At 67.2% G+C, this 22644-nt stretch carries 23 protein-coding genes; 4 read left to right on the top strand and 19 right to left on the bottom strand.

Annotated features, from left to right (window positions below):
- Positions 1-114: 114 nt before the first annotated feature.
- Positions 115-957 (top strand): alpha/beta fold hydrolase, encoded by an 843-nt coding sequence (locus tag BLU62_RS21100; protein WP_074851931.1) that lies wholly within the window; start codon positions 115-117, stop codon positions 955-957.
- 70 nt (positions 958-1027) lie between these two features.
- On the opposite strand, the gene BLU62_RS33070 is transcribed toward BLU62_RS21100, so the two are convergent.
- From BLU62_RS33070 to BLU62_RS21135, 8 genes are all read right to left on the bottom strand, one after another.
- The gene (locus BLU62_RS33070; RefSeq protein ID WP_167544024.1) at positions 1028-1204 is read right to left on the bottom strand and encodes a hypothetical protein; all 177 of its coding nucleotides are present in this window, start codon (positions 1202-1204) and stop codon (positions 1028-1030) included.
- A 60-nt stretch (positions 1205-1264) separates the two neighbouring features.
- The gene (locus tag BLU62_RS21105) at positions 1265-2326 is read right to left on the bottom strand and encodes an ABC transporter substrate-binding protein (protein WP_074851932.1); all 1062 of its coding nucleotides are present in this window, start codon (positions 2324-2326) and stop codon (positions 1265-1267) included.
- Between the two features lie 52 nt (positions 2327-2378).
- Complete coding sequence (locus BLU62_RS21110) at positions 2379-3212, bottom strand: ABC transporter permease (protein ID WP_074851933.1); 834 nt, start codon at positions 3210-3212, stop codon at positions 2379-2381.
- Complete coding sequence (locus BLU62_RS21115) at positions 3209-3982, bottom strand: ABC transporter permease (RefSeq protein ID WP_074851934.1); 774 nt, start codon at positions 3980-3982, stop codon at positions 3209-3211. The genes BLU62_RS21110 and BLU62_RS21115 overlap by 4 nt, the downstream gene beginning before the upstream one ends.
- The gene (locus tag BLU62_RS21120) at positions 3975-4820 is read right to left on the bottom strand and encodes an ABC transporter ATP-binding protein (RefSeq protein WP_074851935.1); all 846 of its coding nucleotides are present in this window, start codon (positions 4818-4820) and stop codon (positions 3975-3977) included. Before BLU62_RS21120 ends, BLU62_RS21115 begins: the two co-directional genes overlap by 8 nt.
- Before the next feature lie 64 nt (positions 4821-4884).
- Positions 4885-5406: an SRPBCC family protein gene (locus BLU62_RS21125; RefSeq protein ID WP_074851936.1), complete on the bottom strand. Its 522-nt coding sequence runs from the start codon at positions 5404-5406 to the stop codon at positions 4885-4887.
- Positions 5403-5771 (bottom strand): ArsR/SmtB family transcription factor, encoded by a 369-nt coding sequence (locus BLU62_RS21130; RefSeq protein ID WP_074851937.1) that lies wholly within the window; start codon positions 5769-5771, stop codon positions 5403-5405. Before BLU62_RS21130 ends, BLU62_RS21125 begins: the two co-directional genes overlap by 4 nt.
- Before the next feature lie 66 nt (positions 5772-5837).
- Positions 5838-7124 (bottom strand): DNA polymerase III subunit delta', encoded by a 1287-nt coding sequence (locus tag BLU62_RS21135; protein WP_074851938.1) that lies wholly within the window; start codon positions 7122-7124, stop codon positions 5838-5840.
- A gap of 118 nt (positions 7125-7242) precedes the next feature.
- Between BLU62_RS21135 and BLU62_RS21140 the strand changes: the two genes are divergently transcribed.
- The gene (locus BLU62_RS21140) at positions 7243-8757 is read left to right on the top strand and encodes an adenylate/guanylate cyclase domain-containing protein (RefSeq protein WP_074853079.1); all 1515 of its coding nucleotides are present in this window, start codon (positions 7243-7245) and stop codon (positions 8755-8757) included.
- A gap of 192 nt (positions 8758-8949) precedes the next feature.
- Here the strand turns inward: BLU62_RS21140 and topA are convergent, their stop codons facing one another.
- From topA to BLU62_RS21155, 3 genes are all read right to left on the bottom strand, one after another.
- Positions 8950-12015, bottom strand: coding sequence for a type I DNA topoisomerase (topA, locus tag BLU62_RS21145; protein WP_074851939.1), 3066 nt, complete (start codon positions 12013-12015; stop codon positions 8950-8952).
- Positions 12016-12199: 184 nt separating this feature from the next.
- Positions 12200-12784, bottom strand: a complete 585-nt coding sequence (locus tag BLU62_RS21150) for a hypothetical protein (RefSeq protein WP_074851940.1) — start codon at positions 12782-12784, stop codon at positions 12200-12202.
- A gap of 159 nt (positions 12785-12943) precedes the next feature.
- Positions 12944-13147, bottom strand: coding sequence for a cold-shock protein (locus BLU62_RS21155; RefSeq protein WP_004022110.1), 204 nt, complete (start codon positions 13145-13147; stop codon positions 12944-12946).
- 335 nt (positions 13148-13482) lie between these two features.
- On the opposite strand from BLU62_RS21155, the gene BLU62_RS21160 reads away from it, so the two are divergent.
- Both BLU62_RS21160 and BLU62_RS21165 read left to right on the top strand, forming a co-directional pair.
- A complete protein-coding gene (locus BLU62_RS21160) occupies positions 13483-15810 on the top strand; it encodes a DEAD/DEAH box helicase (protein ID WP_074851941.1) in 2328 nt (775 codons plus the stop codon).
- Positions 15803-16354 carry a hypothetical protein gene (locus BLU62_RS21165; protein ID WP_074851942.1) on the top strand — a complete coding sequence of 184 codons (552 nt, stop codon included), beginning with the start codon at positions 15803-15805 and terminating at the stop codon, positions 16352-16354. The genes BLU62_RS21160 and BLU62_RS21165 overlap by 8 nt, the downstream gene beginning before the upstream one ends.
- A 10-nt stretch (positions 16355-16364) precedes the next feature.
- Here BLU62_RS21165 and BLU62_RS21170 read toward each other — a convergent pair whose 3' ends face one another.
- The 8 genes from BLU62_RS21170 to ssd all read right to left on the bottom strand — a co-directional run bounded on the left by BLU62_RS21170 (position 16365) and on the right by ssd (position 21777).
- A complete protein-coding gene (locus BLU62_RS21170; RefSeq protein WP_074851943.1) occupies positions 16365-16736 on the bottom strand; it encodes an Rv3654c family TadE-like protein in 372 nt (123 codons plus the stop codon).
- Positions 16733-17134, bottom strand: a complete 402-nt coding sequence (locus BLU62_RS21175) for a TadE family type IV pilus minor pilin (RefSeq protein WP_074851944.1) — start codon at positions 17132-17134, stop codon at positions 16733-16735. Before BLU62_RS21175 ends, BLU62_RS21170 begins: the two co-directional genes overlap by 4 nt.
- Positions 17134-17349, bottom strand: a complete 216-nt coding sequence (locus BLU62_RS21180) for a DUF4244 domain-containing protein (protein WP_074851945.1) — start codon at positions 17347-17349, stop codon at positions 17134-17136. Before BLU62_RS21180 ends, BLU62_RS21175 begins: the two co-directional genes overlap by 1 nt.
- A 172-nt stretch (positions 17350-17521) precedes the next feature.
- The gene (locus BLU62_RS21185; protein ID WP_074851946.1) at positions 17522-17899 is read right to left on the bottom strand and encodes a VOC family protein; all 378 of its coding nucleotides are present in this window, start codon (positions 17897-17899) and stop codon (positions 17522-17524) included.
- Between the two features lie 116 nt (positions 17900-18015).
- Entirely contained in the window at positions 18016-18630 is a 615-nt protein-coding gene (locus BLU62_RS21190) for a type II secretion system F family protein (protein WP_074851947.1), read from the bottom strand.
- On the bottom strand, positions 18627-19490 hold the full coding sequence (locus BLU62_RS21195; RefSeq protein WP_074851948.1) for a type II secretion system F family protein: 864 nt from the start codon (positions 19488-19490) through the stop codon (positions 18627-18629). Before BLU62_RS21195 ends, BLU62_RS21190 begins: the two co-directional genes overlap by 4 nt.
- Positions 19487-20722, bottom strand: a complete 1236-nt coding sequence (locus BLU62_RS21200) for a TadA family conjugal transfer-associated ATPase (protein WP_074851949.1) — start codon at positions 20720-20722, stop codon at positions 19487-19489. The genes BLU62_RS21195 and BLU62_RS21200 overlap by 4 nt, the downstream gene beginning before the upstream one ends.
- Entirely contained in the window at positions 20719-21777 is a 1059-nt protein-coding gene (gene ssd, locus BLU62_RS21205) for a septum site-determining protein Ssd (RefSeq protein ID WP_074851950.1), read from the bottom strand. Before ssd ends, BLU62_RS21200 begins: the two co-directional genes overlap by 4 nt.
- Positions 21778-22644: the final 867 nt, after the last annotated feature.

A 22644-nucleotide genomic window follows, 5' to 3' on the forward strand; every position in this document is an offset into this window, starting at 1 on the left:
CCCCTTGCGCGGGGAACGATCGTTCTCTAGTGTAGCAATCAGCACGGAGAACGCCCGTTCTCCACTGCTCCGCCAAGACCCCTCGGGGCGCTGCACAAGAGAGAAGTGATCGAAATGGGTTACATCACCGTCGGCACCGAGAACACCACCGACATCGAGCTGTACTACGAGGACCACGGAACCGGGCAGCCCGTCGTGTTGATCCACGGGTATCCGCTCGACGGCAACAGCTGGGAGCTGCAGACACGGGAGTTGCTCGACGCCGGCTATCGGGTCATCACCTATGACCGTCGCGGGTTCGGCAAGTCGAGCAAGGTCGGCACCGGCTACCACTACGACACCTTCGCCGCTGACCTGAACACCGTGCTCGAGACCCTCGACCTGCGTGACGTCATCCTGGTCGGATTCTCGATGGGCACAGGCGAACTCGCACGCTACGCCGGCAAGTACGGGACCGAGCGGATCGCCAAGTTCGCCTTCCTGGCCTCGCTCGAGCCGTTCCTGGTCAAGACCGACGACAACCCCGAGGGCGTCGACGCCGCGGTCTTCGACGGCATCGCCGAGGCCGCCAAGAGCAACCGGTACGCCTGGTACACGCAGTTCTACAAGGATTTCTACAACCTCGACGACACCCTCGGCAGCCGGATCACCCAGGAGGTCGTCGACGCCAACTGGAACACCGCAGTCGGCAGCGCGCCGGTCGCGGCGTACGCCGTGGTCCCCACCTGGATCGAGGACTTCCGCACAGACGTTGTCGCAGTCCGTGATTCGGGGAAGCCGACGCTGATCCTGCACGGCACCGCCGACAACATCCTGCCGATCGACGCCACCGGTCGCCGCTTCCGCGACGCCGTCCCGGAGGCCGAATACGTCGAGATCGAGGGCGCTCCCCACGGCCTGCTGTGGACCCATGCCGCCGAGGTCAACGAGGCTCTGCTGCGGTTCGTCGCGAAGTGAGCACGCGCGCCTGACGCACGACGGCCGCCGGGCGGGACATCCCACCCGGCGGCCGCTGCGTCGTGTCCCTCTACTTGGTCGTCTCGTCCTCGGCCTCGACGGCTGCGGTCTCCTCGGAGGATTCCACGTCCGTGTCATCGGCCAGCGGGTCGTACCCGGGCACCCCTTCGAGGACGGTCAGCTCCTGGTCGATGGCGGCCGAAACAGCCTTGGCCTCTTCTCTTATCTTGCGGATGAAGTCCGACATCGCCTGCTCCCTCGCTCATCGACTGCACGGCCTGCGACCGTCCACCCATGATAGGGCGGGTCACTTCTTCAGATCGGGGTTCTCCTCGTAGACCTCCTTGATGAGCGACATGTCGAAGATCTGCTCGGGTTTGATGTCGTAGCCGGCCTTGGCCAGAGCCTCGATGTTCTGCGCGATGAGATCGTCTGTCATCGTGAGCAGACCGTTGGCCTTGGTGTCCTCGGAGACGACGAGCGTGTTCTGCGCGATGGCCTCCTTGGTCTGCTCGGCCTCGTCGAGTCCGAGATCCTTGCCGTACTTGGTGACCGCGAGCTTCGCCGACCCCGCCGGATCGGCGACCGCGTCGTACCAGCCCTTGATGTCGGCCTTGAGGAACGCCTTCACCTTGTCGCGCTCGTTGTCGATGGTGTCCTGCCGGACGACGAGGGTCTCGGCGACGAGCGGCAGGTTGAAGTCGGCGAACAGGAAGTTGGCATTCGGGAAGCCGCTCTCCTCCAGGGTGATCGGCTCGTTGGTCACGTAGCTGACCCAGCCATCGACCTCACCGTTCTTCAGTGGCGTCGGGTCGTACTGGACGGTGATCTTCTGGACGTCGGCCTCGGTCATGTTGTTGGCGGTGAGCAGCGCCTTGAAGACGTTCTCGTTGGAGGCCTGGACGCCGATCTTGCGACCCTTCATCTCCTCGGGACTGAGGATCGGTTTGCCGGCCGAGGACACGATGCAGAACGGGTTGCGCTGGAAGGTCGCCGCCACCGTCATCAGCTCGGCGCCCTGCAGGATGACCGGCGCGGTCAGCTGCGGGGCGCTCATGCCGATCCACACCTTGTTCGACGTCAGGCCGGTCTCGACACCGGTGCCCGCTCCGCCGCCGGTGATCAGTTCGGGTGTTCCGAGGCCCTCGGCCGCGTAGTAACCGTTCTCGATGGCGAAGTACTCACCGGCGAACTCGATGTTCTTCTGCCACGACAGCTGCACCTTCGGGTTGGTCGAGGTCGTTCCCCCGCTCGCGCTGCCACCGCTGCTGCAGGCGGACAGCGCACCGGTGAGACCCACTGCGCCGGCCGCGCCGCCGGCCATCATCGAATAGCGCAGGAACGACCGTCGGTCGAAGGAGTTTGCCATGAGAGAGTTACCTTTCGCCAGGAGCTGATCCGGTCGCGCCATTTTCACGACCTCAGGTTTGCTGCATTCCCATCTGCGACAGGACGACAGTCTCGATCACACCCACCACGGCGTAGATGACGATCGATGCGATGGTGATGACGAGGACCGAGGCCCACAGTTCGTCGTAGGCCGCCGCCGGTAGAGCCTGTTGCAATGTCGCACCGAGGCCCTTGTTGGTCCCCAACCACTCGGCGACGGTCGCGCCGATGAGCGCGCCCGGCACCGACACCTTGGCCGCGCTGAACAGCGACGGGACCGCTGACGGAATCGCCGAGCGCCGCAACGCCGTCCAGCGTCCGCCGCCGTACACGCTGATCACATCGGTGATCTGCCGCGGGGCATTCGCCAGCCCGGTCATGATCATCACGAGGGCGGGGAAGAACACCACGATGCCACCCATGACCGCCACAACCGCGACGCCCCGACCGACGATGACGGTGATCAGCGGTGTCATCGCGACCAGCGGCACCGACCGGAGAAGCATCGCGATCGGCATGAATGTCTGTGCTGCCGAGCGCGATACGACGAAGATCGCAGCCGTGGCGATCGCGGCCGACATGCCGGAGACGAACCCGATCGCCGCGTCCTGCAGCGTTATCCAAAGATTGTCGAAGATCTCGGCGCGATTGGCCGGGGCGTCGGCGTCGACGAACAGGTAGTTGAACACATCGACCGGTGTGCGTCCGATGATCGGCCCGATGTCGGGGAAGGCCAGGAGGAACAACCACCAGATCACGAAAATCAACGCGAACGACAACAGCAGGGAGCCGAGGAAACGCCCCGCCGCCCACAGACCACCGGTTCCGATCCCACCTGCTCCGAGAGTCCTCACCTCGGCGCTCATCGTCCCGCCGCCGTTCCGCTCGACCAGTTCGTCGCATACTTGGCGATCACCGCGACCACGGCGTAACCGAGACCTGCGACCGCTCCGCTGATCAGGGCAATGGCCCACACCTGCGGGATGTTGCCGCTCTGCTGGGCGATGATCATCGCCGGACCGGCCCCGGTCTCGGGCATCGCCAGGAACTCACCGAGCACGGCACCCAGTACCGCCGCCGGAGCGGCAATCTTGATGGCTGCGAGCGTATTCGGTAATGCGGCGACCGATCGCACCCGCCAGAGCTGCGCGAACCTGCCACCGCCGTAGACCTTGATGAGGTCGAGGCTGCCGGCGTGCGGCGACCGCAGACCCGACAACGTCCCGATCATCGTCGTGAAGAACACCGAGATCGCCGCGAGGAAAACGATCATGGTCGTCACCTCGGCGAAGGCCACCTGGATGATCGGCGCGACGGCGATGATCGGCGTGCAGTACGACAGGATCGCGAGCTGGGTCGCCAGCCCCTCAACCGGCGGGAACAGGATCACGACGATGGCCAGCGCGATCGCGAGGCCGTTGCCCCACAGGAATCCGCGGAACGCGAGTTCGACTGTCAGCGAGAAGTTGTCGACGTAGTAGGTGGACCCGGTCTCGCCGATCTCGGCCAGCACCGACCACGGCGTCGGGATCGTTCCGCCGAACAGCTCCAGCGCACCCACGATCCACCACACCACGACGAGCCCGACGATGCCTCCGAGACCGGCCAGCCATCGGACCGATCCGAATCTAGCCACTCACGCCCTCCGCAACGGGTTCCGGCGCAACATCTTCGGTCGGCTTGGGGTTCGACTGCTTGCCGAACAGGAGCCCGGAGAGATGGTCGTGGATCGCATGGAACTCGGGGGTGCGCATCATCTCCGGGACACGTGGCCGCGGCAGATCGATGGGGACCACCTCAACCACCGTGCCCGGCCGCGGACTCATGACCGCCACCACGTCGGAAAGGAAAACCGCCTCGGCGATGCCGTGCGTGACCATCAGCGTGGTCGCCGGCTTCTCGGTCCAGATACGCAGCAGTTCGACGTTGAGCCGCTGCCGCGTCATGTCGTCGAGTGCTCCGAAGGGTTCGTCGAGCAGCAGCGCAGTCGGTTTCACGACCAGCGCGCGAGCGATCGAGACACGCTGGCGCATACCGCCGGAGAGCACCGCGGGCTTGGACTTCTCGAAACCCTTGAGCCCCACGAGCTCGATCAGGTCCGCGACGAGACCGTCGTCGGCCGGCATTCCGCCGACCTGCAGCGGCAGTCTGATGTTGGACTCCACCGATCGCCACGGCAGCAGTGCCGAGTCCTGGAAGGCGATGCCCAGCTCATGATTTCGCTGAAGGTCCTGCGGCGATTGCCCGTTCATCAGCGCGGTCCCCGAGGTAGCGCCCTCGAGGCCGGCGAGGATGCGCAGCACCGTCGACTTGCCACAACCCGACGGACCGAGCAACGACAGGAAGGAGCCCTCCGACGTGCTCAGCGAGACGTCGGACAGCGCGGTCACCGTCGAACTCCCGCGCAACGAGCGGGAGGTGAACGTCTTGGTCAGTCCAGAGATGTTGATCCCCGTACCCAGGGGGCGTGTCATGACCGGAGACGTTAAAGAGGCCGTGTTGCAACCTGATTACCGTCGCGTAAGAGTCGCGACGTGGTCAGTCGGCGAACGTCTGCGCGTACGGAGCCGACAGCGCCGGATAGTAGGCATCCCAGTCCACCGCTTCGACGCCGCCGCCGGACTCGGCCGCGACGAGCCGGTCGAGGTAGTACTCCCACCCGGGACCGACGTTCTCGGCCATCTCGGGGCGTGAGAGTCCTTGCGCGAACGTGAGTGTGGTCGTCCCGTCGGCCTCGGTGAGATCCAGTTCCAACCGCCACACGTCGTCGGCCCCACCCTCGGGATCGGGCGATTTCGATTCGACGACGAGACGGTTCGGCGGGTCGCATTCCAGAATCGACATTCGCTCCGCCTCCGCGTCGTCGCCCTCGGCGGTCATCCGGAAGTCGACGAAACCGTCGGCCGGATTCCCTGCCCAGGTACCTATCCAGCGTTCGAGTCGCACCGGTTCGGTGATCGCGGCCCACACCGCGTCGACGGGCGCGTCGAAGGTGCGCTCGAGGACCACGTAGGACACTCCGTCGCGGATCTCCCGACGGCCGGTCGGCGTGACACTCATCCTGCCTCCTTCTGTTCGCTGCTCTGGTTGCCCGAGTCGTCGAGCTCCCGCACGGTGCGTCGGACCTCGAGGTTGAGGGCCTCGAGATGATGCTCGCCGAATGGCGGCGCTGCCCCTGAGGGGAGACCGTCAAGCCAATCGCGGACGGCCGCCAATCCCCCGGGTACGAGTTCGTAGTGCCGTTCGCGGCCGTGGTCGACGGCCGAGACGACGCCGGCCTCGCCGAGGACTCTCAGGTGCCGCGAGATCGCGGGTCGACTGACGGGATGTTCGGTGGCGAGATCGACGACGCGGGCGGGGCGCTGCGCGAGACGTGCGACGAGCGCCCGACGAGTCGGGTCGGCGATCGCCTCGAATGCATCCACCCACTATTGGTAACACATCAGTTACCAATAGTGGGTGCTTTCGCGAGACCTCGGGAGGGCCGACCGTTAGGCGTCGACCTTGCGCTTGAGTGCCAGACCGATCCGGGCGACCATGTCGTCGACCGCGAACTTGGGTTTGACGTTCATGTCCAGCGCCTCGCGGCAGTCGAGAACCGCTTCGACACAGGAGAGCAACTGCTCGGGACGGGCGTAGCCGGCCAGGGGGATGGAGATGTCGTCGGACTTGTCGGGATGCATCGCGGTCACCTTTGCGCCGACCCCGACGACGAGCGCGTCACGGAACAGGGCGGCGAGGTCGACGAGTGCGCGGTCGAGCACATCGCGCCCGACGCGCGTGGCCCTCGACTTCTGACGCTTCTCGAGTTCCTTCAGCGCGCCGGCGCTGCCGCGGGGCATCCGGGCGGTCCCCTTGCCGGTGCCGCCCGCACCCAGTGCGGTCTTCATCTCCTCGGTCTCGGCCTCGTCGAGCTCGGCGCTGATCGCCTTGGCCGCGGCCTCCGCCGACCGCACCAGTTCTTCGGCCGCGGCGTACGCGGTCGAATCCCGGGACGCCGCCCGTGCCAGTGACAACGCCTTCTCACGCTGGGAACGCGCGTCGGGATCGGTGGCGAGGCGTCGGGCGCGGCCGATGTGGCCACCGCAGACCGACGCCGCCCAGTGCGCCTGCTCGGGGTCGAGGCCGTCGCGTTCGATGAGGACGCGTTCGATGTCTGCCGGCGACGGCGACACCAGGGCGACGTGCCGGCACCTCGAGCGCAGGGTCACGGAGATGTCCTCGGGGTCCACCGAGGGCGCACACAGGAGGAACACGGTGCGGGGTGGCGGCTCCTCGACGACCTTCAGGAGCGCGTTCGCCGCCTGCTCGGTGAGCCGGTCGGCGTCTTCTACGATGACGATCTGCCAACGACCGGTTCCCGGGCGTCGGGCGGCAGCCTGCACGATGTCGCGCATCGCGCCGACGGCGAGACTCAGACCCTCCGGCACCACGTGCCGGACGTCGGCGTGCGTCTTGGCCATGACGGTGACGCAGGCCCGGCATTCACCGCAGCCGACGTTGGAGGAGTCGGGCGATTGACACTGCAGCGCGGCCGCGAAACAGGTCGCGGCCACCGATCGTCCGCTTCCGGGCGGGCCGGTGAAGAGCCAGGAGTGCGTCATCGACGCGCGTGACCAACCCGCGTCGACGCCGGGGATCTCGTCGTCGGGCACGAACAGGCCGTCGGTGGCACCCGCGTCGAGGCGGTGCGCGAGGACCCGCGCGGCGCGTGCGGCAGCTCGTAGATCGTCAGCGATCGCCTCTTGGCCGGTCAGCCGATCAAAGACATTGGTCACAACGACACCCTAAACCGCAGCTCGGACACGCCAACGGGCCGGAACCGTGTTTAACGATTGCAAGCAGCCAGCTACCGTAGTCACCGTGGTGGAACAGCGGTCGCGGTGGTCCAAGGTGATGCACCTTGGCCGGTGGCTGATTCATACGCCCTGGCCGATCCTCGCGCTGGACATGCTCCGCGCCAACCTCGTCGGCGCACTGTTCACCTTCGCATTCCTCCGCTTCGGGATGCCGCTCCAGGACTCGATCAGCCTCGACGAGATCACCGCGCTCAATCAGGTGATCTTCGCAGCCTATCTGTTGATCGCGATGGTCATCGGCGGCTACGCGAGCATCCAACTGTCGCTGCCCGTGCTCGTGTGGCACCGCAGACGTACGCGGCTCGACAACGAGGCGGCCCGACGCCGCGCGCTCGCCCTCCCCACCCTGCTGACCGTCGTCAACGCCGCCCTGTGGGTGGTGGGCGGCACGCTCTTCACCCTGGTCAACCTGACGGTGTCGTCGAAGAATGCGTTCATCGTCGCCATCGCGAGCGCCATCGGCGCGATGGTGACCTGCGCGTTGAGCTACATGCAGGCCGAGAAGGTGATGCGGCCGATCACGGTCGCCGCGATGGCCAACAACCCCGACCACGCGATCGCCCCGAGCGTCACCACCCGGATCACCGCCTTCTGGGTGATCAGCGTCGTCTCGCCGATGCTGGTGATCATCGGGCTGATCGTGCTGCACCGACTGGGCATCTTCGAAGGTGACTCCACCGGGCTCGAACGGCCGATCCTGTGGATGGCGGTGTCGGCCCTCGCGTTCAGCGTCATCGCGATCGTGCGCGTGGTGGCCGCCATCAACGACCCCATCAAACAGCTTCGGCGGGCGCAGTCCAAGGTCAGTGACGGCGACCTGAACGTCGCGGTGAAGATCTACGACGGCAGCGACCTCGGCCTGCTGCAGGCCGGCTTCAACGACATGGTCGCCGACCTGCGCGAACGACAGGAACTCCGCAACCTGTTCGGTCGCTACGTCGGCGAAGACGTCGCACGACGCGCCATCGAGACCGGTACCGAGCTCGGCGGCGAAGAGCGCTACGTCGGCGTGCTGTTCGTCGACATCGTGGGCTCGACGCGACTGGCCGTGAACCGGCCGCCACGCGAGATCGTCGAACTGCTCAACGAGTTCTTCCGGGTCGTCGTCGCGGTCGTCGGACGCCACGGCGGCTTCGTCAACAAGTTCCAGGGTGACGCGGCCCTCGCCATCTTCGGCGCGCCCCTCGACCTCGACGACTTCGCCGGCCGGGCCCTGGCCTCCGCGCGTGAGTTGCGCGCCGAGCTGTACGAAACCCTCGGCGACACCGACATCGGTATCGGCGTCTCGGCAGGTAAGGCGATCGCCGGCCACATCGGCGCCGAACAACGCCTCGAATACACCGTCATCGGCGACCCGGTGAACGAGGCGGCGCGCCTGACCGAGCTCGCTAAGGATGAACCCACCCGCGTCCTCGGATCGGCTCGTGCGGTGTTCCTGGCCTCGCATGAGGAAGCCGAGCACTGGGAGATCGGCGAGGGCGTCGAACTGCGCGGACGCGGGATCGAGACGCTCCTCGCCCGCCCGCACATGGAACCGTACCGCCGGGACTGACCTCGATACGGTCCTCGGGTAGCCCCTCGGACCTACTCGGCCGGCGGAGGTCGCGGGCCGCTCCCTGAGGGCGAGCGAAGCGAGCCGCCCAGCTCCCTGAAGGTGCGAGCGGAGCCAGCCGTCCAGCTCCCTGAGGTGCGGACGCGCCAACCACCGCTCCCTGAGGTGCGAGCGGAGCGAGCCTCGAAGGGCTCAGTCCTCCGACGAATCCGTCTTCTTCGCGGCAGTCTTCTTTGCTGCGGTCTTCTTGGCCGTCGTCTTCTTGGCGGCAGCCTTCTTCGCGGTGGTCTTCTTGGCGGCCGTCTTCTTCGCAGCCTTCTTGGCCGGGGCCTTCTTGGCTGCCTTCTTCGCCGCCTTCTTGGCCGGACCACGGGCACGACGATCGGCGAGGAGCTCCATCGCGCGTTCGGGCGTGATCGAGTCGACCTCGTCGCCCTTCCGCAGGCTCGCGTTGGTCTCGCCGTCGGTCACGTACGGGCCGAAACGGCCGTCCTTGATGACCATCGGCTTGCCGCTGACCTCGTCGTCCTTGCCCAGTTCGCGTAGCGGCGGCGCGGCGGCCTGACGTCCGCGACGCTTGGGCTCGGAGTAGATCTTCAGGGCCTCGTCGAGGGTGATGTCGAAGAGCTGTTCCTCGCTGCCGAGGGACCGCGAATCGGAGCCCTTCTTCAGGTACGGACCGTAGCGGCCGTTCTGCGCGGTGATCTCGTCCCCGGACTCCGGGTCGACGCCGACGACGCGCGGCAGCGACAGCAGCTTCAGCGCATCGTCGAGGGTGACGGTCGAGATGTCCATCGACTTGAACAGCGAGCCGGTGCGCGGCTTGGGGCCGGCCTTCTTCGCCGCCTTTTTGGCGGCCTTCTTGGCGGCCGGCTTCGTCTTGGTGGTGGTGCCGCCACCCGGGGTGTCGAGCGGGACGACGTCGGCGTCGCCGGCTTCCGTACCGCCGGCACCGGGAGATCCGCCGTCACGCGGGGTCGGACCCGCGGGGATGGTGATCGGTGCGTCCCCGTCGTCATCGTCGTCGTCGGACGGCAGGATCTCGGTCACGTAGGGACCGAAGCGTCCTTCCTTGGCGACGATCTCGTGACCGCTCAGCGGGTCAACGCCCAGCGAGCGTCCCTCCTGCGGCGTGGCGAACAGCTTCTCCGCGACGGCCAGGGTCAGCTCGTCGGGGGTGATGTCGGCGGGCAGGTTGGCGCGCTGCAGATCCGGTTCCGCATCGGCGTCGGAGGGCTTGTTCGCGTTGACGTCGCGCTCGAGGTACGGACCGAAGCGGCCGACGCGCACGTAGATCGGGCGGCCCTCCTCGTCGTCGAAGAGCCTGATCGAGTTGACCTTCCGAGCGTCGATCTCCTCGAGGTTGACGCCCACGAGCTTCTTGAGCCCGCCGTGCTGGGCGATCGCCGAATGCGCAGATCGACTCTCACCCTCGGCCCCGGCGAGGTCATCACCGAAGTAGAAGCCGGACAACCACTGGGTCCGGTTCTCGTTGCCGGTCGCGATCTGGTCGAGGTCGTCCTCGAGGGTTGCGGTGAAGTCGTAGTCGACGAGGCTCTCGAAATACGCCTCGAGCAGCCCGACCACCGCGAAGGCGATCCACGACGGGACCAGGGCGTTGCCCTTCTTCACGACGTAGCCGCGGTCCTGGATGGTGCCGATGATCGAGGCGTAGGTCGACGGACGGCCGATGCCCAGTTCCTCGAGGACCTTCACCAGCGAGGCCTCGGTGAATCGCGCGGGCGGGTTGGTGGAGTGGCCGTCGGCGGTGAGATCGGTCGCGGTGAGCGACTGCCCCTCGGTCAGCTGCGGCAGGCGGTTCTCGGCGTCGTCGGCCTGGCCGCCGGCCTGCTCGTCGACGGTCTCGACATAGGCCGACAGGAAGCCGGGGAACGTGATGGTACGGCCCGACGAGGCGAACGTCGCGCGCTCGCCGGAGGAGGCGGTGCCCGCGATACGCAGGCTCAGCGTGGTGCCCTTGGCGTCGGCCATCTGCGAGGCGACGGTGCGCTGCCAGATGAGCTCGTAGAGGCGGAACTCGTCGGCCTCTAGCTGGCCGGCGACCTGGCCGGGAGTGCGGAAGGTCTCGCCGGCGGGACGGATCGCCTCGTGTGCTTCCTGCGCGTTCTTGACCTTGCGGGTGTACTGACGCGGCGTCGGGTGGACAAAACTGTCCCCGTACAGCTCACGGGCCTGCGCGCGGGCGGCGTTGATCGCCGACTCGCTAAGGCTCGTCGAGTCGGTACGCATGTAGGTGATGAAGCCGTTCTCGTACAGCCGCTGCGCGATGCGCATGGTGCGGTCGGAGGTGAACCGCAGCTTGCGGCCGGCCTCCTGCTGCAGCGTCGAGGTCATGAACGGCGCATACGGACGACGGGTGTAGGGCTTCTCCTCCACCGACGTCACGGTCATGGCGGCACCGCGCAGGCCTGCGGCCAGGCTCTCCGCGCGGTCGGCGTTGAGCACGACGACGCCGTCGGACTTCTTCAGCTCGCCGGTCGCCTCGAAGTCGCGTCCGGTGGCCACCCGTGCGTCGTCCACGTTGACCAGGCGGGCCTTGAACGTCGAAGGGCTGGCCTCGGCACCCGCGTCCATGGTCGCGGCGATGTCCCAGTACTCGGCGGACACGAACGCCATGCGCTCGCGTTCACGCTCGACGATGATGCGCGTCGCGACGGACTGCACGCGGCCCGCCGACAGCTTCGGCATGACCTTCTTCCACAGCACCGGCGACACCTCGTAGCCGTAGAGGCGGTCGAGGATGCGGCGGGTTTCCTGGGCATCGACCAGGTCGATGTCGAGGTCACGAGGGTTTTCGGCAGCAGCCCGGATGGCGGGTTCGGTGATCTCGTGGAACACCATCCGCTTGACCGGGATCTTGGGCTTGAGCGTCTCGAGGAGATGCCAGGCGATGGCCTCCCCCTCGCGGTCACCGTCCGTGGCGAGGTAGAGCTCGTCGACGTCCTTCATCAGCGACTTGAGCTCGCTGACGGTGGTCTTCTTGTCCGGCGAGACGACGTAGAGCGGTTCGAAGTTGTCGTCCACGTTCACACCGAGGCGAGCCCAGGGCTGGCCCTTGTACTTGGCGGGCACGTCGGCGGCGCCGCGCGGCAGGTCACGGATGTGGCCGCGGGAGGACTCCACCACGTAATTGGGGCCGAGGTAACCGGCGATCTTGCGCGCCTTTGTAGGGGACTCGACGATCACGAGTCGTCTGATTCCCCCACTAGAGCGGGATGCGGTGCTGGTCTCGGCCACCGGGGCGTCCTTTGCTTGACTGGGTGGAGAACTGCCTGCGTGTCGATTCAGGTGTGTTCGATGGGTTTGTACCTTATGTATAGCGCCGTTTGCACATCTGAATTCCATGTCGTGGCGTCAGATGTGACCCATACCGCGTTTACGGGCAGCATCTTCCCAGGTCAGAGAAATCTCGACGAGATCACTAATGTACGTCCGCAGGCGGCCAATCCGGCGCCGCGGCGGCCACGGGCGGCGGACCCACGTACTCGTGCAGACGGACGAGACGCCGGTGTCCCGCGATGCGGAGTGCAGGTGAATTGCCTCGCGTCCCGACCAGAGTGGGAGCGATGCCGACCCGCATCAGGGCGGTGGCGAGGGCCGCGTGGGTGTCGGGGGCGTGCGGGTCCAGGCCCAGCTGGTAGCGACCGACGTCGGAATGACCGGAAGCGATCACCCACAGTCGCAGCGCCCTGTACGACGGAATCCATCCGGCGGGCATCGCCTTGACCGCTCCGGCCGACCAGGCCGAGTGGAGCGCATCGAGCTCATGACACGACGCGGTGCGTGCGAGCGGAGTGCCCTCGTCCGAGGTGGTGACCTCCGAGTTCAGTCCGGAGGCCTGCATCTCGACGACGATCTGCTCCGCGCGCCATCGATCACGGACGACGATCGAGACCCGCGTACCGGAATCCGATCGGACGGCCTGCCCGTGCGCCGCGAGTAGACCCGCGAGATCGGAGTACGCGGGCTCCTCGGTCTCCGCGGAGAAAAACGACAACTGGCCCACAGATCGAGGTTAGGTGGTCCGGGTCGCGGAAACCGGCCTTTCCGGCGGCGGTTCGCGTCGTGGGTATCCGACACCCCCCGGACACAAACCGCTCCCGCCTCGACGAATCGAGACGGGAGCGGTTGTCGGCAATCTGCGTCTGCAGTTGCGCAGGTGGTCTCAGACCGCGCGCACGCCGGTGGCCTGCGGGCCCTTGGTGCCCTGGCCGACCTCGAACTCCACCCGCTGGTTCTCCTCGAGGGTGCGGAAACCGGATCCCTGGATCTCGGAGTAGTGGACGAACACGTCGTCGGAGCCCTCGTCAGGCGCGATGAAGCCGAAGCCCTTTTCCGCGTTGAACCACTTCACAGTTCCCTGTGCCATGTCTTGCAATCCTTTACATATCAACTGTCGCGACACGATGGGTCATCGCGTCGTGGCCGGTTGACCGCCATACCTCAAAGAGCCCCGCGAAGATCAGCTTCGATCCGCCAAACTAACCTCAGTACCACGGCTGCAACACGCTTGTCGCCCGCCTCGACGGGTTGCGAAAGCTGCGGCCGCACCCAGTCAATCATGTCCAACCCGGTTGCGATAGTCGCATCAACCAAGATGAGCAAAAACCTCGCCAAACTTCAGCAACATGACATCCGTCGGTAACATCCCGACCTCCCCAGACCGCCCGCGCCGACACCAATTTGAAGAGTTTCCTCCATAAAATGCAGTACTCCACATTCGGGACAGACCTCCTCACGAGGTCACTCGCAGGCACCGACCCCGACGAGTCCCCACTGACCCACCTGTCGGTAATCCCATCGCGCCCTGCGACTTTCGCCGAGTGGCCGGAATGGGTGCCGAAACCTCTGCTCGACGCCTACGCAGACAACGGGATCGACCGTATCTGGACACACCAGGCCCGGGCCGCCGACGAAGCATTCCACGGAAATCACGTCGCCATCTGCACGGGCACCGCATCGGGTAAATCCCTGTCTTACCAAATGCCAATTCTCTCGACCCTGTTGAACGAAAAGAATTCGACGGCGCTGTATCTCGCCCCGACGAAAGCACTGGGGGCCGACCAGATCCGGGCGGTCTCGTCGGTCATCGCCGGCCGCCCGGAGTTCGGGCATCTGCAGCCCTGCGCCTACGACGGGGACACCGACCCCGAGATCCGACAGTGGGCGCGCGTGCATTCACGGTGGATCTTCACCAACCCCGACATGCTGCACATCGGCATAATCTCGCACCATGCGCGGTGGCGTCAGTTCTTCCGCCATCTCCGCTTCATCGTGGTCGACGAATGCCACCACTATCGCGGCGTATTCGGCTCGCACACCGCGCTCGTGATGCGTCGGCTCCTCCGGATCGCGCGCGCGGCCGGCGCGAACCCGACGGTGATCGGCGCCAGTGCGACGGTCGCGCAACCCGCGGAGGCTTTGGGCCGCTTGATCGGTGAGCCAGCCGTCGCCGTCACCGAGGACACCTCGCCGCGCGGGGAACGCACCGTCGCATTGTGGGAACCGGACTTCCTGCCGGCGGTGACCGGTGAGAACGGCGCCCCGGTACGACGCTCCGCCGGCGCCGAATCCGCCCGCCTGCTGGCCGATTTCGTCGTCGAGGGCGCACGCACATTGTGCTTCGCGCGGAGTCGGCGCGGAGTCGAACTGACCGCACTGTCTGCACGGAACCTGTTGTCGGAGAGTGCACCCGAACTCGAGTCGAGGGTCGGGGCCTACCGCGCGGGATATCTCGCCGATGATCGACGCAAGCTCGAGAAGGCGATCTCCGACGGCGAACTCCTCGGTGTCGCCACCACCAACGCACTCGAATTGGGCGTCGACATCAGCGGTTTGGACGCGGTGATCGTCAGCGGCTACCCGGGCACGGTCGCGTCGTTCTGGCAGCAGGCGGGCCGGGCCGGGCGGCAACGCGAGTCCGGCGATTCGCTGGTTGTTCTGGTCGCCCGCGACGATCCCCTCGACACCTACCTCGTGCACCATCCCGACTCACTCCTCGGCAAACCGGTCGAGGCCGCCGTCACCGATCCGGCGAACCCGTACATCCTCGGTCCGCATCTGCTGTGCGCCGCAGCGGAGAAGCCGCTGTCGGAGAACGAGATCGACGCCTGGAACGCGCGGCCGGTGGCCGAGGATCTGGCAGCGGAAGGTTTGCTGCGCAAACGGAAGTCGGGCTGGTACGTCGCCGCCGGCGTCGAACCGCACGCCGAGATCGACATCCGCGGTGGCATCGGCGGGCAGGTCCTGATCGTGGACACGACGACTTCGCAGGTGCTCGGCACCGTCGACACCGGACGCGCGATGTCGACGGTGCATCCCGGGGCGGTGCACATCCACCAGGGCGAGTCCTATCTCGTCGACGAACTCGACCTCGATGACGGTCTGGCCCTGGCACATCCCGAGGACCCCGACTGGACGACATCGGCACGCGAGACCACCGACATCTCGATCACCGCGACCCTGGAGAGCCGACGGTTCGGCGCGTTGACCGTTGCATTCGTCGAGGTCGACGTCACGCATCAGGTGGTCGGGTACCTCCGCACGCTGCGGACCGGCGAGGTCCTCGACGCCGTCGAACTCGACATGCCCGAGCAGACTCTCCACACCCGGGCCGTCATGTACACGCTGACGCCGGAGGTGCTCGACGAGGTCGGGATCGACGAGACGCGACTGCCCGGTTCGCTGCATGCGGCCGAGCACGCGGCGATCGGCCTGCTCCCCCTCGTGGCGACATGCGATCGCTGGGACATCGGCGGCGTGTCCACCGATCTCCATCCCGACACCGGATTGCCGACCGTGTTCGTCTACGACGGGTACATGGGCGGGGCGGGGTTCGCCGAGCGTGGGCACTCCGCCTTCCTCACCTGGATCAACGCCACCCGGGACGCGGTCGCGAGCTGCGGATGCGAGAGCGGCTGCCCGTCGTGTGTGCAGAGCCCCAAGTGTGGCAACGGCAATGATCCGTTGGACAAAGATGGCGCAGTAGCCGTCCTCGAGCTGCTGTCTCGGCAATACTTGGCTGATGCATGATGAGGCATCCGACCGGGGGATCGGAACCAAGCGGCTGGTGACCCGGCCGGCGCGCGCCTTCTTCCTGCTCGCGCGTCCGACCCAGAACACCGACAATCTGCCCGCCTCCATCGGAGAACGCGATGTGTTCTTCTCCGAGGAGGCAGCACTCGACGCCCTCGACCTCCACTACGGGTGGTGCGCGGCCCGATCCGGCGGCTTCACGTCCGTGGTGACCACCGCCCAGTGGTATCTGCAGACGGCGATGGTCGGCCCGCGGATCACGCCCTCCCTCGGCGAGGTGTACCTGGCCTCGTCCGACGCGCAGTCGGGTGAAACCTGGGCTGCGGCAGGCGGGTTCCTCACCGAGGGCGAACTGATCCACTGGTCGTCGTTCGTCCGTGCCGTACGACCCTGGATTCCGCTGAACACCGGGACCGAGGCATTCGAGCTCGCTTATCGCGGCGACGCGAATGTGCACTTTCACCAATTATGGTTTGCTCCTATGCAATCAGTGCGTGTCTATCCCAAACGGATCGTCGTCGACGAGGACAGCCGCGGATAGCGCGGAGAGGCTAGTCAACCGGTCCGGCACGCGCCGACGCCGTGGCCGCTCGCACCCCGAAGCTGCCCAGGTCGACCGGGACACGGACCGACACCAGCACGTCCTCGCCGTCGAGGCGGCACGAGACCACCTCCGTGGAGGGGCGTTGCGCTGCCGCCACTGCGCGAGCAGCCGCGCACGGATCGGTGTTCCCCGCCACATGGTCAGCGGCCGCGGCCAATGCGGACAGGTCGGCCGCCGCCTGAGCACGATGCCGGGCGAGCACCGCGGCGCCGACGAAGATGACCATGACGAGAACCGCTGCCAGGGCAGCAATCGCGAACGCGCCCAGCACCGTCGCATTGCCTTGATCGTCGCCGACCACCCCGCGGACATTTCTCATGGTTCGACGCCGGGCGCGAAGACCACCTGATCCTCACCACGCGGCTCCTTCGCGGCGACGGCCTGTGCCGACAGCGTCAGCCCAGGCAGCAACGTCACCGACGTCCGCACCTGCGCGACGACGCGCTCTCCCTGAACCGAAACCGACACCACGGCTCGGTCGCCCGCCATCCGCTTCGCGACCTCACGCGCCGAGTCGTCGTCCGCTGCCGTCAATCGTGCCGCCTCGCGCGCGGCGTCGGTGCAACGGATCTGAGCTGTCACGCCGCCGATCGCACCGACGGCGAGCAGCACCGCGACCACGATCGCAGCGACGGCGTACGCCGCCTCGACCGTCACCATCCCGGACTCGTCCTTGCCGATCCCTGTAAGACGAATCCGCAACGCGCGCAGAGTCATCAGCCCACCGATGTGTTGAGCGCCTTCCCGATGATGCCGGTCAGCGCACTCACGATGTTGTCACCGGTGATGACCGTATAGAGGATCGCGCCGAACGCCGCGGCCGCGATCGTCCCGATGGCATACTCTGCCGTGCTCATCCCGTCCTCGTCGGTGATCAGTCGTGCGGCGTGTGCACCGGCGCGATCGATGAATCGAGAAAGGTTGTGTGTCATGGGATCTCCTGTCGAGATGAATAACCATCCGGTTCCTGCATCTACTTGGACGCATCAGACCGCCGCTTGGATCCCACTGATTTCCGGCCTCCGGAAACCCACCCTTTTTCGGCAAACCCAGCACCGTCGAGGGTGGTGATTCTGCCGAAGAAGGGTGGGTATGCGGAGACGGCTATTGACCGGGCGACCAGACCCCGAGCTCGTTGCCGCTCGGGTCGGTGAAGTGGAAGCGACGACCGCCGGGAAAGTCGTACGGACCGTTGACGATCTCGCCGCCGGCCGCGCGTACCTTTTCGACCGTGGCGTCGAGGTCGTCGGAGTACAGCAGGACCAGCGGCCCGCCCGGCGCCGGGCCCGACCCACTGAGCGCGAGACCGCCGACCTCGGGCGAATCCGCCCCACCCGGTCCGACGATTCCCGAGTATCCGGGTCCGTAATCGTTGAACTCCCAGCCGAACGCGTCCCCGTAGAACCTGCGCGCCGCCGCCATGTCCGTGACCGTGAGCTCGATGTAGTCGATCGCGTGGTGTCGATGTCCGTTGTCAGTCATGAGCCCAGTGTGCTCGCGGGCACCGACAACCGCCCCCGCAAACCCACCCCTTTTCCGCAGAATCACCACCCACGACGGTGCTGGGTTTGCCGAAAAGTGGTGGGTTTGCGGACCGGTCAGAACGAGCCGAGGACCGTCGACGCCAGACCCACCACCACCGGCACGATCCCGAGGCAGATGAACGCCGGCAGGAAGCACAGCCCGAGGGGACCACTGATGGCCACGCCCGCACGTTCCGCCGCCGCCAGGGCATCGTCGTGAGCACGGCGTCGAACATCGTCCGCCAGTTCGGCGAGCCCGCCCGCCAGCGACGAACCCGCCCGGGCCGAGCGTCTGGCCAGCGCCGCGAGGGCCTCGAGATGGTCGTCACCCGACGCCTTCGCGTCGGGAGCATCGTCGAGCAAGGCCGACCATGCCGCGTCGGGGTCGGCCCCGAGTTGAAGAAGATCTGCGACACGCGAGAGCGGCCCGGCGAGCGACGGCGGGGCACGACCTGCGACGACCGCGGCCGCCACTCCCACCGGCAGGCCCGCCCGCAGGCATACGGCGAAGAGGTCGAAGGCCGATGCCACCGCGAACGGATCCTCGCGCGGAGGACCCGCACCCAGCCATCGCGGCGAGCGGTCGGGACCCGGCGGCGGGTCGACGACCCGGTACAGCCTCCAGCGTGGCTCGGGCCAGATCACCAGTGCCGCCGCCAGCGATGCCACCGCGGCTGCCACGACGGTCAACGGGCCAGCACCTTCCCGGTGATGCGTTCGGACCACGCGACTCCGGCCGCGGCCAACGCCGTCCCGACCATCAGCAGGATGCCGCCGAGACCGCCACCGAGAAGCACCTGGATCGGGCCCGCACCGGTCGCCTGGCCCAACGCGATCCCGAGCAGGGGCAGCCCCGCGAGGACCATCGCGGTCGCGCGCGGCCCCGACAGGCCGGCACGTGTACGGTCGGCGAACCCCCGGCGCGACCGGAGGTCGGACCGCAACGCGGCCAGCATGTCGACCATGGGGAGCCCGTACTGTTCCGCGGTCTGCCAGGCGACCCCGATTCGACGCCACGACGCAGCATCCGACTCGATCTCCGAACCCGGTGCGCCATTCGGCTCCGAATCCCCTCCCCCGATCGCCGACCCGCCGAGCGATGCACGCGACGCCATTGCCTCGAGGCCGTCGGCGATCTCCGAAGAACCCCGCCCGTCGCCGGACATGCGGCGTCGCAGTTCCGCGACCGCGACCTCGCAGGCGTGGACCGGAGGTGCCCCGACAGAGAGCTCCGAGATCATCAGGGACAGCGCCAGCAGCAGATCGTCGAGCCGACGATCGAACCTTCTCTCCGCCAGTCGGCGTCGTCGAATCCACGCCGCGAGGGCCACGACGATCCCCGCCGAGACGGCAGCCGGCAACCCGCCGACCGCAAGGGCCGCGACCGGCGCACCCGCAGCCAGCAGGGCCCGCGGGTTCGACGGCCGGGTGACGCGGGGTCGGTCCACGACCACCCGCAGCCGCAGGTCAGCGCGCCGTGGCGACCACAGCAGGACGCCGAACCCGAGCGCCGCGACCACCGGGGCCAGCGGTGGAATCGATGACGTCACGCCGACCGCCGCCGGGCGGACTCGGTCCCGATCTCGTCGGTGGGTTCGTCGTGGGGTCCGCGACGACTCGAGAGCATCGCGTCGAAGAGGGCCCGATGTCCGGTGAACCCGTTGTCTCGCAACCAGATCGGCACGATGTCGATCCGGCCGTCAGGTGCACGCCGCACGACGCCGATCTCGACGAGTCCACGCGACCCATCGGCCCTGCGCGCGACACCGAGCACCATCTGCAGAGCGGCACCCAACTGACTGTGCAACGCATCCCGGCCCATCCCACCCAGAGCGGCAAGCGCTTCCATCCGGGCGGGGACCTCGGAGGTCGAATTCGCGTGCACCGTACCGGCACTGCCATCGTGTCCGGTGTTGAGGGCGGTGAGCAGATCGATGACCTCACCGCCCCGCACCTCCCCGACGACGATCCGGTCGGGCCGCATCCGGAGCGCCTGCCGCACGAGTGCGCGGACCGGAACCTCGCCCACGCCTTCGACATTCGCTGCGCGCGCCACGAGCCGAACCACCTGCGGATGTCGGGGCGCGAGTTCGAGGGCATCCTCGACACAGACCATCCGCTCACGCGGGTCCATTGCGCCGATCAGGGCGTTGAGCAGTGTCGTCTTGCCAGAACCCGTACCTCCGATCACCAAGAAGGACAACCGATGCCGGAGGATGTCCCCGATGGTCCCGACCACCTCCGACGGTATGGCACCGCTCTCGATCAGACTCGGGAGATCCTTGGTCGCCGACCTCAACACCCGCAACGAGATACAGGTGCCGTCGGCGGCGAGCGGCGGGATTATCGCGTGCAGCCGGACCGTGTACCCGCGACGGCCGACATCGGACAACTGCCCGTCGACCCACGGCTGTGCGTCGTCCAGGCGGCGCCCCGCGCTCAACGCGAGGCGTCCCGCCAGACGCCGGACCGAAGCCTCGTCGGGAAAGTGGATCGTCGTCGTCTCGAGTCCGCGTCCGCGGTCGACCCACACGTCGTCGGGCCCGGCCACCAGGATGTCGGCGATGTCGGGTTCGGCGAGCAGGCTCTCGAGTTTCCCGGCACCGGTGAGCTCGGTCTGGAGGAAACGGAGTGCCGCGAGCAGGTCGGTGTCGCCGAGCACGCCACCGGCTTCGGCCCGGATCGCCTCGGCGATGACCGCTGGGCTCGGGTCGGCGGCGTCGGCGGCCAGCCGGGACCGAACGCGTTCGAGGAGATCGTCGTCGGCGCGCTCCGGTGTCATGCCGCTCTCCCCTGTCCGGTCACCCGCGTGTGGACTGCCCGGGCCGCACGGCCGAGGGGGCTGCGGGGTCGTACGCGGAGGGGTCCGCCTTCCAGACGCACCGGAAGACGTGGATCCGGCCGGAACGCGGCGATCAGCGGTACCCCGATCGCGTCGGCGACCTGGGCGGGCCGCAACCCGCCCGGCGACGGGCCTCGGACCACGAGCTCGACGGACGCCTCGTCACCGATGAGACGCCCGACGACCCGGCGCGCGGCGGCGCAACCGCCGACCGAGGGTGCCGAGACCATCACGACGAGATCCGCCGAAGCGATCGCCGTGCGGACAACCGGGGTGTCGGCACGAGGGAGATCGAGCACCACGAGATCTCCATGGGTCTGACCTGCGTCGATGACTGCGGCGACCGCGTCCGTGCCCGGTCTCCGCGTCGGTAGGCGCTCGGAGGTCAACACCGCCAGACCGCTCTCTGCGCGCGGGAGCGCATGGTGCAACGCCGTGCCACCGACGACCCCGCCGTCGAGCGACAGGTCCTGCCAGCGCAGGCCCGGCCGTTGTTCGATCCCGAGCAACAGGTCCGCTCCGGGCGCGACGTCGTCGAGATCGAGGAGCAGGGTGGGCGATCCACGGCTGACGCTGGTCAGGGCCACCGCGGCAGCCAGCGTCGACGCGCCGGCTCCCCCGTGGGCGCCGATCATCGCCACGACGCCCGCGCGTCGGCGGCGCGGGACGCGCGCTTCGGTCAGTGTTCTGACCAGGCGGTTCTCGTCGGCCGGCAGCGCCGCCGCGTCGGTGGCGCCGAGGTCCATCGCCATCCGCCAGGTGTCGGCGCGCGGCTCGTCGCTGCTGATCAGGATCAGTCCGTCGCGGCGCGGTGGACGTATCAGAGAGAGGACGGCGATCGCGGCCGGATCGGCCACCACGGCGCGAGCGGTGAGCCATTCGCGGCGGCAGTCATCGGCTCGACCGACCGTGGTGCGGTATCCGGCGGCCGCCGCACAGCGTGCGACGTCGTCGTGCAGGTCCGGGTCGACGAGAACGAGCAGGTCATCGGGCATGGCGTCGATGATGACGCCCGGATGAGCCCATCAGAGGCCGTCGGCAGTATCTGTGGAGAGGAGAAACCACCTGTGGAAGGAATCCACAACGGTAGGACCGGGCGGGGTACAACTGATTCCAGGCAAAAGACCTGTAGATAGAAGACAACCCCGGCCAGGGGGGGAGGAGGCCGGGGTTGTCGCGTTTCAGCCCCGGGGGGTCGGGCTGAAAGGCGCCGGTATCAGAACCGGGTACCGATGACTATACACACGGCGTCGGATTCTTTGCAAGTACAACAATCGCTTTTCGCAAATGTCCGTTCTGATTCATCGGTCACCGCGGAGGCAAATACGCGCCACATCGGCGACCGCGATTTCTCAAGGAAAATTGCAGATGGTACATCTCGGACATCGGGACCGTGGCCGTCGAAGCGAGCAGTCGCACAGCCCGTTCATCATGACGAACCCGCCTCCGCCGACGATCCCCAGGCACCACGACACACCCACCCGAACACGCACCCGAGGGCGGCGGACCGTCCGCGCCGGACAGCGAATGCGCTGCCCCACAGTAGTTCCCGACCATCACGGGAAGTCGTTCGACATTCGGACACCGATCACTTGATGTGACCGCGATCACGGTGTACAACAGTGGTACGGAAGTTCGGAAGGCCAAGCCCGATCCGGAAGAGAAGGACCCGGGCCCCCACGCCGAGCACTTCCCAGCACGGGCGGCAAGCACCCACGCGGAGCACGCCGCATAAAGGCAAAAGTGTTGTGCGCCTGCGAAATTGCGTCCAGGAGAAACGACCGCCACACTAGATGCGCCACTGCCTTCCCCCGCAGGCAAGGAGCCCGGGGAGAACGGCCCTCGAGATGGCAGCACGTGGA

It is taken from the genome of Gordonia westfalica, from assembly GCF_900105725.1.
GTDB lineage: Bacteria > Actinomycetota > Actinomycetes > Mycobacteriales > Mycobacteriaceae > Gordonia > Gordonia westfalica.